This window comes from Microbacterium sp. WHRI 7836 (assembly GCF_040223885.2).
In the GTDB taxonomy this organism is placed as follows: Bacteria; Actinomycetota; Actinomycetes; order Actinomycetales; family Microbacteriaceae; genus Microbacterium; species Microbacterium oxydans.
Genome location: NZ_CP168171.1, coordinates 892908 through 905469, shown reverse-complemented (window position 1 = coordinate 905469; position 12562 = coordinate 892908). Strand labels below are relative to the sequence as shown.

General features: G+C 68.6%; 10 protein-coding genes. 4 read left to right on the top strand and 6 right to left on the bottom strand.

The genetic code is table 11. From position 1 onward, the window contains the following. Nucleotides 1-3: 3 nt before the first annotated feature. A complete protein-coding gene (locus ABRP18_RS04270) occupies nucleotides 4-1005 on the bottom strand; it encodes a permease prefix domain 1-containing protein (protein ID WP_349885604.1) in 1002 nt (333 codons plus the stop codon). A gap of 1 nt (nucleotide 1006) precedes the next feature. Then, on the bottom strand, nucleotides 1007-1339 hold the full coding sequence (locus tag ABRP18_RS04265; RefSeq protein ID WP_046747325.1) for a PadR family transcriptional regulator: 333 nt from the start codon (nucleotides 1337-1339) through the stop codon (nucleotides 1007-1009). 107 nt (nucleotides 1340-1446) lie between these two features. Between ABRP18_RS04265 and ABRP18_RS04260 the strand changes: the two genes are divergently transcribed. Beyond that, nucleotides 1447-2430, top strand: coding sequence for an o-succinylbenzoate synthase (locus ABRP18_RS04260; RefSeq protein ID WP_349885603.1), 984 nt, complete (start codon nucleotides 1447-1449; stop codon nucleotides 2428-2430). Between the two features lie 22 nt (nucleotides 2431-2452). Here the strand turns inward: ABRP18_RS04260 and ABRP18_RS04255 are convergent, their stop codons facing one another. Then, nucleotides 2453-3076, bottom strand: coding sequence for a TetR/AcrR family transcriptional regulator (locus ABRP18_RS04255; protein ID WP_046747323.1), 624 nt, complete (start codon nucleotides 3074-3076; stop codon nucleotides 2453-2455). A 131-nt stretch (nucleotides 3077-3207) separates the two neighbouring features. Here ABRP18_RS04255 and ABRP18_RS04250 point away from each other — a divergent pair, with 131 nt between their 5' ends. The 3 genes from ABRP18_RS04250 to ABRP18_RS04240 all read left to right on the top strand — a co-directional run bounded on the left by ABRP18_RS04250 (nucleotide 3208) and on the right by ABRP18_RS04240 (nucleotide 8731). Next, a complete protein-coding gene (locus tag ABRP18_RS04250; protein ID WP_349885602.1) occupies nucleotides 3208-6012 on the top strand; it encodes an MMPL family transporter in 2805 nt (934 codons plus the stop codon). Beyond that, nucleotides 6009-7982: a YhgE/Pip family protein gene (locus ABRP18_RS04245; RefSeq protein ID WP_349885601.1), complete on the top strand. Its 1974-nt coding sequence runs from the start codon at nucleotides 6009-6011 to the stop codon at nucleotides 7980-7982. The genes ABRP18_RS04250 and ABRP18_RS04245 overlap by 4 nt, the downstream gene beginning before the upstream one ends. 158 nt (nucleotides 7983-8140) lie before the next feature. Continuing rightward, nucleotides 8141-8731 carry a 2'-5' RNA ligase family protein gene (locus ABRP18_RS04240; protein ID WP_227751275.1) on the top strand — a complete coding sequence of 197 codons (591 nt, stop codon included), beginning with the start codon at nucleotides 8141-8143 and terminating at the stop codon, nucleotides 8729-8731. Between the two features lie 148 nt (nucleotides 8732-8879). On the opposite strand, the gene ccsB is transcribed toward ABRP18_RS04240, so the two are convergent. From ccsB to ABRP18_RS04225, 3 genes are all read right to left on the bottom strand, one after another. Further along, nucleotides 8880-9854 (bottom strand): c-type cytochrome biogenesis protein CcsB, encoded by a 975-nt coding sequence (gene ccsB / locus ABRP18_RS04235; RefSeq protein ID WP_058630472.1) that lies wholly within the window; start codon nucleotides 9852-9854, stop codon nucleotides 8880-8882. A gap of 4 nt (nucleotides 9855-9858) precedes the next feature. Then, the gene (locus tag ABRP18_RS04230) at nucleotides 9859-11688 is read right to left on the bottom strand and encodes a cytochrome c biogenesis protein ResB (protein WP_349885600.1); all 1830 of its coding nucleotides are present in this window, start codon (nucleotides 11686-11688) and stop codon (nucleotides 9859-9861) included. 82 nt (nucleotides 11689-11770) lie between these two features. Further along, nucleotides 11771-12556, bottom strand: a complete 786-nt coding sequence (locus tag ABRP18_RS04225; RefSeq protein WP_061017254.1) for a cytochrome c biogenesis CcdA family protein — start codon at nucleotides 12554-12556, stop codon at nucleotides 11771-11773. Nucleotides 12557-12562: the final 6 nt, after the last annotated feature.

The window sequence follows — 12562 nt, the reverse complement described above, 5'->3', positions numbered from 1 at the left end:
ACCCTATTCCTGTTGCTCCGGTCGTCTGTTCGCGCGGGCGGTCTTGAGCCAGCCGTCGACGATGTCCCACCCGACCCCGATCGCGACGCCGAATCCGAGCAGCACGGCGAGGATCCTGAACACCCCGCCTTCGTCGGCCGATTCCGCCTGACCGGCGGCGAAACCCTCGCCACCGGCCGTCGCGATCTGTGCGAGGAACTCGGGGTTCACGAGCTGATCCGTCAGCAGCAGGCTCACGACCCAGGCGAGGAAGGCCAGGGCCAGCACCGTGTTCGCCACGGCGAGACCGATGCTCCATCGCCGCCGCCGGTGGAGCACCAAGGCGAACACGACCTCCGCCGCGATCAGCACGAACAGAACGCCGATCCCCCACGGCCACAGCTGGGGGTTCAGGATCGGCAGCGCCTCACCGTCCACCTGGACGAAACCGCGGAAGCGGTCCCAGAACAGCGCTCCGACACTGATGCCGAGGAACACCAGCGAGGCGATCAGCTCGCTGCGGCCCACCCCGTCGTCGGTCGGCTCGGGAAGCTGATCGACATCCCATCTCACCCCGGTGTCGGTACCGGCTCGCTCCAGGATCACGAAGACCAGGGTGGTCCAGAAGCACAGGTGGAGAATCGTGCCGCCGGTCGCGAGGAGCGACGTGGACATGATCTCCCCGACCGGGGCCGCGGAGATCGTCAGGCCCAGCGCGACGGCGGCGAAAACGCTGACAGGGACGAACTTGAGCAGCAGGATGAGCAGACGCCACCAGGTGAGGTAGTAACGGGGCCCGATCAGGTACAGGGGGCGGTCGGCATAGCCTGCCGCGAGAGCGCCGGGATCGCCGAGCTCGGTGAGTACCGCGCGTTCGGCATCCTCGGGCGCTTCTCCCTGCTCCACGCGCGCCTCGACCGCGTCGGCGATGGAGGCTTCGAGCTCGGCACGGACATCCGCCTGCGCTTCCGGCGGCAGACTGCGGATCGTGGCGCTGACGTAGCGTTCGGTGAGGGTGGTGATCATGTCAGTTCTCCTCTGAGGTGAGGGACGCGATCGCCGCCGTGAGCGACCGCCATTCGTCGGTGAGGGCGTCGGCGAGGCGGACGCCGGCTTCCGAGGTGCGGTAGAACTTGCGGGGACGCGCCTCGTCGGTGTTCCACTCGCTCGTGAGGTACTCCTGCTTCTCCAGACGGCGCAGCAGCGGGTACAGGGTGTTCGCATCGGTGGCGAAACCGCGCTGCTCGAGCATCTCCAACAGCGCGTAGCCGTATCCCGGCGAGCGCAGCAGCTGCAGGCAGGCGAGCACCACGGTGCCGCGCCGCAGTTCCTGCAGGTGGATGTCGAGGGTTTCGTTCATGCCCGTCACATTAGTGTGTGTCGCACACTATCGTCAACCGCACACCGAACTGAGACTCACCCCTCCACGGGCCACGCCCGCAGGGCGACTCGGAGCAGAATGGGCACATGATCCCGCCGCTCGCAGACCTGCTCGACTCGGCCAGGGTCGTCGCCCTCCCCATGCACAGCCGCTTCCGTGGCGTCGACACACGGGAGGCACTGCTCTTCGAGGGGCCGGAAGGCTGGGCGGAGTTCTCCCCGTTCGTGGAGTACGACGACGTGGAGGCGGCGACCTGGCTGGCTGCCGCGATCGACTTCGCCTGGAATCGTCAGCCGACCGCGCTGCGGGATCGCATCGGCGTCAACGCCACGGTTCCGGCCATCGAGGCGTCACTGGTGCCCGAGCTGCTGGCGCGCTTCGCCGGCTGCCGCACGGCCAAGGTGAAGGTCGCCGAACCAGGGCAGACGCTCGGCGACGATGTCGCGCGCGTCCGGGCGGTGCGGGAGACGATGGGTCCGGAGGGCCGCATCCGCATCGACGCGAACGGCGCCTGGAACGTCGACGAGGCCGAGCACGCGGTGCACGCCCTCGGCGAGTGCGACCTCGAGTACGTGGAGCAGCCGTGCGCGACGGTTCCCGAACTGGCGGAGCTCCGAAGACGCGTGAAGTACATGGGCATCCCCGTCGCCGCCGACGAGAGCGTCCGCAAGTCGTCCGACCCCCTCGCGGTCGCCCGCGCCGGAGCCGCCGACCTGCTCGTGATCAAGGCGCAGCCCCTCGGCGGGATCACGCACGCCCTGCAGATCGTCACCGCCGCCGGCCTTCCCGTCGTGGTCTCGAGCGCGCTGGACACGGCCATCGGCCTGTCCCAGGGTGCCGCCCTCGCCGCCGCGCTCCCGATGCTCGACTACGACTGCGGGCTCGGAACGGCTTCCCTGTTCCTGGACGACGTGGCAGATCTTCGCCCGGTCGACGGCTCGATCCCCGTCGGCCGCGTGACGCCGGACGCGGAGTCGCTCAGCCGGCTCGCGGCGCCCGACGAGCGTCGCGAATGGTGGCTCGCCCGGCTCGCCCGCTGCTACGGCGAGCTGTCCACGACCACGCGCTGAATCTGCGGAACCAAAGCCCGGCCTACGACTCGATGAGCAGCTGCACCAGGCGCCCGAGTTCTTCGCCACCGGAGTGCCGGAGCTGGGCATCGTCCTGTCCGGCCATCGCCCCGCGCACGGTCATGCCCTCCCAGATGATCATGAGCATGCGGGCGGCGACCACCGCGGGCAGTCGCAGACGCAGCAGACCGGCCGCGACGATGTCGTCGACGATCTGGGCGATGCTGGCGACCATCTCCCGCTCCTGCGCGAGGTACGCCTCGCCGAACTTCGCGTCGCGCAGCGCACGGATACGGATCTCGCTGAGCAGCATGACGCCGAGCCTGTCGTCGCCGCCGAGCTCCATGATCTGCTGCACGAGCTCGATCGGATCGCAGCCTTCCACCAGGGCACCGGCGGCCGTCAACTCCTCCACACGGGTGCGCACGGCGTTCACGCGCACCTCGGAGACGCTGGCGGCGAGCATGAGGAACAGCTCATCCTTGGACTCGAAGTTCGAGTAGAACGCGCCGCGCGTGAATCCGGCGCGTTCGCACACCGCCTCGACCGACGCTCCATCGAGCCCGACCTCGGCGAAGACCTGCGCCGCGGCTTCCAGCAGGCGAGCGCGCGTGTTCTCGCGGCTGCGGGTTGCGGGTGTCGACATCGAAACCTCCTAGCCCTTCACTCTCGCATGATTCACACCCCGCACACAGGCTTGGCCGGGCGGGTCACCTTACGATACATCTATGTATTGGATACACCTGTGTATCCACCCCGCACCCCTCGGAGGAACGCGTGTCCACTCTCCTGTCCTCGCTCGGGCGCTGGTCCTTCCGGCACCCGTGGCGGGTCCTCGTGTCCTGGTTGCTCGCGCTCGGCATCGCCGGCGCCGGAGCGCTCATCCTGGGCGCGGGAACCGACAACACGTTCTCCATCCCCGGTACCGAGTCGCAGGCCGGGCTCGAGCAGCTCTCGCGCTCGTTCCCGCAGGTGAGCGGCACCAATGCGCAGTTCATCGTGGTCGCCGCCGACGGCGACAAGATCACGGACGCCGAGTACCAGGACGACATCGAGGGCGCGGTCGATGAGCTCGGCGACCTCGACGGCGTGCTCGCTGCCACCTCGCCGTACGACGAGATGGTCAAGGGCATGATCAACGACGACGACACCGCCGCCATCGTGCGCGTGCAGTTCGACGGCGAATCCACTGACGTCTCCGAGGAGACGAAGGATGCGCTGCGCACGGTCGTGAGCGACCTGGGAGCCGAACTCCCGACAGGGTCCCAGACCTCGCTCGGCGGAGATCTGTTCGCGATCTCGATCCCCGGCGTCACGCTCACCGAAGCCGTCGGACTGCTCATCGCCCTGCTGGTGCTGATCGTCACGTTCCGCTCATTCGTCGTGGCCGGCCTCCCCCTGCTCACCGCGATCCTCGGTGTCGGCATCTCGATGGCCGGCATCTTCACCGCGACCGCGTTCGCCACCGTATCGTCCACCACCCCGCTGCTGGCTCTCATGCTCGGGCTCGCGGTGGGTATCGACTACGCGCTGTTCATCATGGCGAGACATCAGGACCAGGTGCGCGACGGCGTCGACCCGGAGGAGTCGGCCTCCCGTGCCGTCGGCACCGCCGGATCCGCCGTCGTGTTCGCCGGTGTCACCGTGCTCATCGCCCTGATCGGCCTCGGCTTCGCCGGCATCCCGTTCCTGACGACCATGGGTATCGCCGCCTCCGCCGCCGTGGCCGTCGCCGTCGCTATCGCCGTCACCCTCACTCCCGCCCTGCTCGGCTTCATGAAGGGCAGGGTCGTCGGGCGCCCGAAGAAGGTGAGGACCCCGAAGACGAACAAGACCGCCGCCGGTCAGGCGGACGATTCCGTGCCCTCGAAGCCGGTCGTCCCGGTGAAGGGCAGCGCCCGGTGGGTCGGCGGCGTCATGAAGCACCCCGTGCTGGTGTCGATCGCAGTGGTGCTCGGACTCGGGATCGTCGCCGTCCCCGCGCTCAGCCTCGACCTCGCTCTGCCGAACGCCGGCGTGCTGCCCAAGGACAACGAGGCGCGGCAGACCTACGACCTCGTCGGCGAGGAGTTCGGCCCCGGCTTCAACGGTCCGATGATCCTGACGGGCACGATCGTCACCTCCACCGATCCGCTGACGCTGATGGAGGACCTCGGCGACGCGGTCGCGAAGGTCCCCGGCGTCAAGGAGGTCGCCCTCGCGACCCCGAACGAGACCGCAGACACCGGGATCGTGCAGATCGTGCCGGAGACCGCGCCCGACGACCCCGCGACCGCCGACCTCGTGCGCGAGCTGCGCAGCCACCACGATGAATGGCTCGACGAGTTCGGCATCGACCTCAAAGTCACCGGCTTCACGGCCGTCGGCATCGACATCTCCGACCAGCTCGGCAACGCGCTGCTGCCCTTCGGCATCTTCGTGATCGGCCTCTCGCTCATCCTGCTGACCATCGTGTTCCGATCCCTCTGGGTGCCGATCACCGCCGCCATCGGCTATCTGTTGTCGATCGTGGCCGCTTTCGGTGTGGTCGGCGCCGTGTTCGAGTGGGGCTGGTTCGCCGATCTGCTGCATGTCGCCAAGGTGGGACCGATCATCAGCTTCATGCCGATCATCCTGATGGGCGTGCTGTTCGGCCTCGCCATGGACTACCAGGTGTTCCTCGTCTCCCGCATGCGCGAGGACTTCGTGCACGACAAGGACGCGAAGAGTCCCGACCGCGCCACCCGCAGGGCCGCTGCCCTCCGCGCCGTGCGCAGCGGCTTCACCGGCTCGGCGAAGGTCGTCACGGCGGCAGGACTCATCATGTTCGCGGTGTTCGTGGCCTTCGTCCCTGAGGGCGACTCGTCGCTCAAGCCCATCGCGCTCGGCCTCGCCGCCGGCATCGCGTTCGATGCGTTCCTGGTGCGGATGACGCTGATCCCCGCCCTCATGGCCATCCTGGGCGAGCGCGCCTGGGAGCTCCCGCGCTGGCTGGAGAAGATCCTCCCCCGCATCGACGTCGAGGGCGAGGCCGTCGAACGGGAACGCCACTTGGCCGCGTGGCCGGGCGACGGATCGGTCGTCGCCGCCGACGACCTCGAGATCAGCGCGGATGCGCCGCTGATCGAGAACCTGTCGATGCGGATCCCGGAGGGCGGTGCCCTCATCGCGACCGGTGGCGACCACCGCAGCCGCCGCGCACTGGCTCTGACGATCGCGGGACGTCTGACCCCGACGGAGGGACGACTCAGGGTTGCGGGGCACCTCCTCCCCGGCCGCGCCGCCTGGGTGCGCGCACATGTCGGTTGCGTGCTGATCGACGATGCCGACACAGGGCTCGACGATCTCGCAGAAGCCCTGCGCGGAAAGTCATCCATCGTCGTGATCGACGGGATCGACCGGCTGAGCGGCGGGCAGCGCGACCAGGCGACGGCGATGCTCCGCGATGCTGCAGCGACCCGGACGATCGCGGTCTTCACCACCGCATCCGATGCCGACTCGGCACGGACGACCCTCGCCGAGGCCGGATGGCCAGACGCCCAGACACTCGACACGCGCGCCCCTCGCCGGAGCGCCGCAGAATCCACCGAGGTGACCGCATGACCCTCCCCATCGAGCGCGCGCGCTCCCGCAAGCCCATCACGTGGCTGACCATCCTCGGCGTGCTGCTGCTGCCGGCGGCGGTCGGCGGCATCCTGGTCGCGGCACTGCAGAACCCGACCGAGCGGCTGGACTCGATGACCGCGGCGATCGTCAATCTCGACGAGCCCGTGACCATCGACGGCCAGATGACCCCGCTCGGACGTCAGCTCGCCTCGGGCCTCGTCGAGGGATCGGACGACCTCGATTCGAACCTCACGTGGGTGATCTCGAACAAGGACGACGCCGCTGACGGACTCGCCGACGGCTCTTATCAGGCCGTCATCACGATTCCCGAGGACTTCTCGTCCGCCGCCACCTCGGCCGGGACCGCGATCTCCGACGGCGGAGGGAAGGCGGAGAAGGCCACCATCGAGGTGACGACCCCGAAGGACGGACTCGTCGCCGACGACCTCATCACGGGCCAGATCGCCGACGTCGCCGCTTCGACCATGGGCACGATGCTCTCCGAGGCGACGACCGAGAACATCCTGGTCGGCTTCACCACGATCGGCGACCAGATCGGCGAGGCCGCAGATGGTGCCGTCAAGCTCGCGAACGGAGCACGCGACGCCGCCACCGGAGCCGCGGCGATCCCGGACGGTGCGGCGAAACTCGCCTCCGGCGCGGGTGAGCTCAGCACGGGTGCATCCTCACTCGCCTCGGGGCTCGACACGATCGCGGGCAAGACCCGTGAAGCTGCGGCGGGTGCGGGACAGATCGGGTCCGGGCTGGCGGCTGGTGGTGCGGAGCTGCAGCAGAACGTCGGCGGGGTTCAGAAGCTGGTCGGGGCCGTGCAAGGCGCTTCCGCATCGGCGCAATCGGCAGCGACCAGCTCGGTAGCGCTCGCGCAGCGTCTGGGCGGCCTGGCTCAGCAGGCATGCACACCTCCGGTCACCGACCAAGCGCAGTGCGATCTGTACTCGTCGCTTGCAACCGACGCCGGAGCTGTCGCGAAAGACGCCGGCACGGCATCGGGCATCCTCACAAACGACGAAGTCGCCGGTGGTGTCGCAGCCCTCCCTGGCACCTTCAGCACTCTGGCGTCCAGCATGTCCCAGGCCGGCGCTGGCGCCACGCAGCTGTCCTCCGGCCTCACCCAGCTCGCCGACCAGGGTATCGGGGCATCCGCCTCTGGCGCGCGCAGCCTCGCATCCGGTGCGACCCAGCTCTCCGGCGGCGCGACCGCTCTCGCCGACGGCGCGACCGAGCTCACGACCGGACTCGACACGCTGGCGACCGGCACGGGCGACCTCGCGGGCGGGCTGCGCACGGCATCCGACTCGCTCCCCTCGTTCAGCGACACCGAGTCGAAGTCGCTCGCCTCGGTGATCGCCGACCCGGTGTCGTCGAACTCGTCGGTGGACACGATCTTCGGCCCCACCGCGATCCCGCTGCTCGCCGCGGTCGTGCTCTGGTTCGGTGGACTCGCGACGTTCGTCGTGATGCGCGCCCACACCGCTCGCACGCTCACCTCTCGACGGTCTTCGGCGGGTCTGACTCTGCGCGCGTTCGCTCCGGCGGCGCTGATCGGTGCCGGTCAGGGTCTGCTCGTGTCGTTGATCGTGCAGATCGTGGCGAGCTACGACGCGGGCACCTGGTGGGCCTTCGCGGGCACAGCGGTCCTCGCCGGAGTGGTGTTCGCCGCCGTCAACCAGGCTCTCGTCGCGGTGTTCGGCGGCGTCGGTCGCTGGATCTCGGCCCTGGTGGGAGTGCTCGCCGTAGCGACGGGCCTGATCTCGACCGTGCCGGACTGGCTCGCCGGCATCGGTGCGGCACTTCCGACGGCCCCGGCCTTCGCAGGGCTCATCACGGCCAGTGGTTCGGCCGTCGCCGCGCTGGTCGTCTGGGGCGTGCTGTCACTCGTGGCCACCACGCTCGCCGTGACGCTGCGACGCACCACCTCGGCCAAGGCGGTCCTCGCCACCACCTGACTCCCTCCTGCTCTGCCCCCTCCCTGCCCTGCCCTGCCCTGCCCTGCCAAAACGGAGACCATCTCCCCTCAGCTCAGCGCGTCGACATGTGACGCGCCGAGCCGTGCGCGTGACGGTCTCCGTTTTCGCATGCGGTGACCAGGACCTAGGCTCCTGACATGCGTCGACCGTTCATGGACACCCCCGACCAGCTCGAGAGCTTGGAGGGGCAGCAGTACCTCGTGCTCCGGCCCACTGTCGAGGTCGCCGATACCTACCGGGAAGTGCAGGACACTGCACTCGCACGGCTCGGCGCTCCGGTACGACGACCGCACACCGGGCACGTCACGCTCCGAGGCTTCTACGAGCCCGAGCGGCGCGACGAACTCGCCACGCTGATCCGCTCCTGGGCGGCGCAGCAGACGCCGATCGAGATCACCGCCGAGGCCGTGGACGAGTTCCCCACGCCGTGGCAGATCCTGATCGTGCGCCTCGCCCGCACCGCATCACTCGTCTCGGCGTACTCGTCCCTGACCACCGCACTGGATGCCACGGACTTCCGCCGCCTGGGCGAGCTGCCGTTGGAGGAGTGGACCTTCCACCTCTCGGTGCTCTACGGCAAGACTCTCGACCCGGAGGTCTGGTCGCACTTCGCGCAGCCCGAGTCGCGTGCTCTCGAGCCTGCGCCCGCCGAGACCATCACCGAAGCCGAGCTGGTCTGGTACGAGGACGGCATCGAGCACGCCGAGGTCCTGCCGTTGGGAGGCTGACCCCCACTCCCCACTCCCACTCCGGCCGAAACAGAGACCTCCCGCACTCTGCCCCGCGTGTCCTGTGTGGACGCGCCGGGCCTGATGCAGGAGGTCTCTGTTTTCGCAGCTGAGTGTTCGCAGCCGAGTCGTCGCAGCCGAGCGCGGCTCAGCTCAGGCCGGAGTAGGCGTGCAGACCCTTGAAGAAGACGTTCACGATCGTGAAGTTGAAGATCACGGCCGAGAATCCGACGATCGCGAGCCACGCCGAGGGGTTGCCCCGCCAACCGCGGGTAGCTCGTGCGTGGATGTAGCCGGCATAGATGACCCAGATCACGAAGGTCCAGGTCTCCTTCACGTCGAAGCCCCAGAAGCGGCTCCAGGCGTAGTACGCCCAGATGGAGCCCGCGATGAGAGTGAAGGTCCAGAGGATGAACCCGATGATCGTGAACATGTACGCCAGGCTCTCCAGGCGCACCGCGTTCGGGAAGGTGCGGAGGAAGCCTGGGCCCGTCTTGGTCGCCCCCTCGCCCAGCAGGCGCTCACGTCGCGACTGCATGAGCTGGATCACCGAGAGGGCGAAAGCCAGCGCGAAGAATGCCGTCGCGAGCGAGGCGACGAACACGTGGATGACGAGCCACACGCTCTTCAGCGGGTCCATCAGCGGCGAGACGTCGACGTAGAAGTTGGTCGCTCCGAGGCCGAGCAGCACGACGACGAGGCCCGTGATGAACGTGCCGAGGAACCGCAGGTCGATACGCGTGAGCACGACGAGGTACACGGCGATGATGAGCAGCGTGCCCATCATCGCGAACTCGTAGAGGTTCGCCCACGGCACACGACCGGCGGCGATGCCACGCGTGACAGCGGACGCGAGGTGGAACAGGAAGCCGAGTACCGTGAGCGAGGTGCCGATCCTGGCCATCACGAATCGCTGCGGGGCGGAACCCGCATCAGACCCGCCCGACGCTGCGGGGATGCTTGCTCCACCGGCCCCTACGAGCACCGACTCCCGCACGTTCTGTGCATCGGCCGTCGCCTGCGAACGCCGCGCGAGATCGAAGGCGTAGGCCACGAAGGCTGCCGCGTAGATCGCGATCGCCGTCCACAGCAGGACCGGCGAGATCACGTTGAGCTCGAGCATGGTGTCAGTCTACTTTCCGGGTGTCGGTTGCCGGGGCTTCCACCTCGGCGGACTTGGTCGCGATGTCATCAGCCACGGTGTGATCGTCCGCGGTGTCGTCGGCAGGGTTCTCGCCGTCCTCGGCCCGCACCGTGGTGCCGCCTGCCGTGTCGAGCAGTCGGGCGTGGCCGGCGACGAGGTCGTCCACCGCTGCCGCGAGCGTCGGGTCTTCCCCACGGGCGAGCGCCGCGTATTCGAGGGCGACCTCGCCGTCCTGCGCCGTGGCCTTGACCCACACACGTCGCCGCGGAACGAACAGCGCGATCATGAGACCGCCGAGGGCCAGCAGCGCGAAGCCGAGCACCCACACACCTGACTCATCACGGTGGATCTGCAGCGAGGCGAAGCGCTTCACCGACTGGGAGGCATCCGTGGCGCCGGCCGGAGACTCGTCCTCGAAGGCCACCGAGCCGAGGCCGTTCGGCAGCTGCGCGGTCTGCCCGGGGGCGAGCTCGATCGACTTGACGTCGGTGGTGCGGCCCGTGAGCTTCGTCATGCCGGTGGTGTCGAGCACGTAGACGGAGCGCGGCACACCCTCGTTGATGCCGAGGTCACCCGTGTACACGTCGAGCGTGAGCGTCGGGTTCGTGAGGTCGCCGTACGCGGAGAAGAACGCACCGCTCTCGAGCACACCCGTGGTCGGGTAGAAGAACCCGACCAGGCCGACCTGCTCGGCCAACCCGTCCGGCACCTTGAGCACGCCGAGCGAGGTCATGTTGTTGTCCTGCGGCAGGAACGGCGTGCTGTTGGTGAACACGACATTGCCCTCGGGATCGCGCACCGTCACCGTCGGCGCGTAGCCGTTGCCGAGCAGGAACACGTCGTCGTCGGCGACACCGAGGGGCTCGTTGACCTTGACGGAGCCGGTACGTTCCTCGCCGTTCTCCTGCACGGTGACGTTGGCGGAGAAGTCGCCGGCCTGACCGGACCCCGGCTCACCGAACGGCTGGTAGGTCACGTCGAAGGAGTCGAGGCGCATCGAGTACGGGGAGAACGCGTCGTCGCCCACGAACCGTCCGCGGTTCATCGAGTCGTAGTCGAGGAGCGTGTTGGCGAAGGTCTCGCCCTCGACCAGCACCCGCTGCCCGGTGTAGGAGAACCCTCCGCCGATGCCGACCGTGACCAGCACGCCGACGAGCGCGAGGTGGAAGAGCAGGTTGCCGGTCTCGCGCCAATAGCCGCGCTCGGCGGAGACCGAGAACGTGCGTCCGCGGTCGTAGCGCTCCACCCGGTAGCCGAGGGCCTTCAGCTGCTTGGTCGCGACGTCGATGGACGCGGCCGCCTCCGCTTCCGCATCGCCGGTCTTGGTTCCGGAGTCCGCCGCGGGATCGCGCGTGACGGCGCGGTAGTCCTCGAGGCGCTGCAGCCGGGCGGGGGTACGCGGCGGGCGGGCACGCAGCGCCTTGGCGTGGTGCTTGATGCGCGGGATCACGCAGCCGACGAGCGAGGCGAACAGGAGCAGGTAGATCGCCGAGAACCACGGCGACAGGTAGACGTCGAAGAGCTTGAGGTCGTCGAGGATCGGGAACAGGTCGGGGTTGTCGCGTTCCCACTGCGTCACACCGTTGGGGTCCGCCATCCGCTGCGGGAAGATCGAGCCGGGGATCGCCGCGATCGCCAGGACCAGCAGCAGGATCAGTGCCGTGCGCATCGAGGTCAGCTGACGCCAGCCCCAGCGCAGCCAGCCGACCAACCCGAGGCGCGGCTGGGTGATCGAGTCGTCTCCGTCGACGTGGTCGGACGGGCGGAGCGGATCGCTGGAGTCGCTGTTCGCGGCACCCTTGTTCTTGGTCATGACCTTCTCAGTGCGGGGAGTTTTCTCGGGACGGATGGGCTTGTCGGGACGGCTACCATCTCGCTCGCTCGTCTCGGGATCGTCAGAGCGGGAGGATGACACTGCCGATCACCGCCGTCAGTCTCGACATGATGTCGGTCCAGAGTCCGGTGACCATCAGGACGCCGAGGAGGAGGAGCATCACGCCGCCGATGATGTTCACCACCCGGATGTGCCGACGCAGGAACCCGATCGCCTTCGTGGCCCAGCCGAAGCCGAGCGCGACGAGCAGGAACGGGATACCTAGGCCGAGCGAGTAGGCAAGGCCGAGGAAGCCCGCCCGCACCGGGTCTCCGGCATTGAACGACAGCGCGAGGATCGCCGCGAGCGTCGGTCCCATGCAGGGAGCCCATCCGATGCCGAGCGCGATGCCGAGGAGCGGCGCCCCGACGATTCCGGCTCTGGAATCCACGTGGAAGCGGAACTCCTTCTGCGCGAACCCGAACAGCCCGAGGAAGACCAGGCCCATCCCGATGATGACGACGCCCAGGATGCGGGTGATGAGGTCGCCCCACTGCAGCAGGAAGACCCCGGCCGTTCCGCCGAGCACGGTGTAGAGGATGAAGACGATCGTGAAGCCGAGGATGAACAGCAGCACTCCCCCGACGAGTCGTCCCCGCGTCGCGGTTTCTGCCGTCTGCGTCGTCGTCCCGCCTTCCCCGCCGGCAGCAGCGGTCGACCGAGGTGCGACGGCACCGCCGAGGAAGCCGAGATAGCCGGGAACGAGTGGGAGCACGCAGGGAGACAGGAATGAGACGAGTCCCGCGAGCATCGCGACGGGAATCGCGATCCAGAGGGCCCCGGAGCCGATGATCGCTTCGGGACTCATGAGCCG

Excerpts from the sequence above, each read along its gene's own strand:
- ABRP18_RS04270 (WP_349885604.1), bottom strand. The coding sequence starts at position 1,005 with ATGATCACCACCCTCACCGAACGCTACGTCAGCGCCACGATCCGCAGT.
- ABRP18_RS04265 (WP_046747325.1), bottom strand. The coding sequence starts at position 1,339 with ATGAACGAAACCCTCGACATCCACCTGCAGGAACTGCGGCGCGGCACC.
- ABRP18_RS04260 (WP_349885603.1), top strand. The coding sequence starts at position 1,447 with ATGATCCCGCCGCTCGCAGACCTGCTCGACTCGGCCAGGGTCGTCGCC.
- ABRP18_RS04255 (WP_046747323.1), bottom strand. The coding sequence starts at position 3,076 with ATGTCGACACCCGCAACCCGCAGCCGCGAGAACACGCGCGCTCGCCTG.
- ABRP18_RS04245 (WP_349885601.1), top strand. The coding sequence starts at position 6,009 with ATGACCCTCCCCATCGAGCGCGCGCGCTCCCGCAAGCCCATCACGTGG.
- ABRP18_RS04240 (WP_227751275.1), top strand. The coding sequence starts at position 8,141 with ATGCGTCGACCGTTCATGGACACCCCCGACCAGCTCGAGAGCTTGGAG.
- ccsB (WP_058630472.1), bottom strand. The coding sequence starts at position 9,854 with ATGCTCGAGCTCAACGTGATCTCGCCGGTCCTGCTGTGGACGGCGATC.
- ABRP18_RS04230 (WP_349885600.1), bottom strand. The coding sequence starts at position 11,688 with ATGACCAAGAACAAGGGTGCCGCGAACAGCGACTCCAGCGATCCGCTC.
- ABRP18_RS04225 (WP_061017254.1), bottom strand. The coding sequence starts at position 12,556 with ATGAGTCCCGAAGCGATCATCGGCTCCGGGGCCCTCTGGATCGCGATT.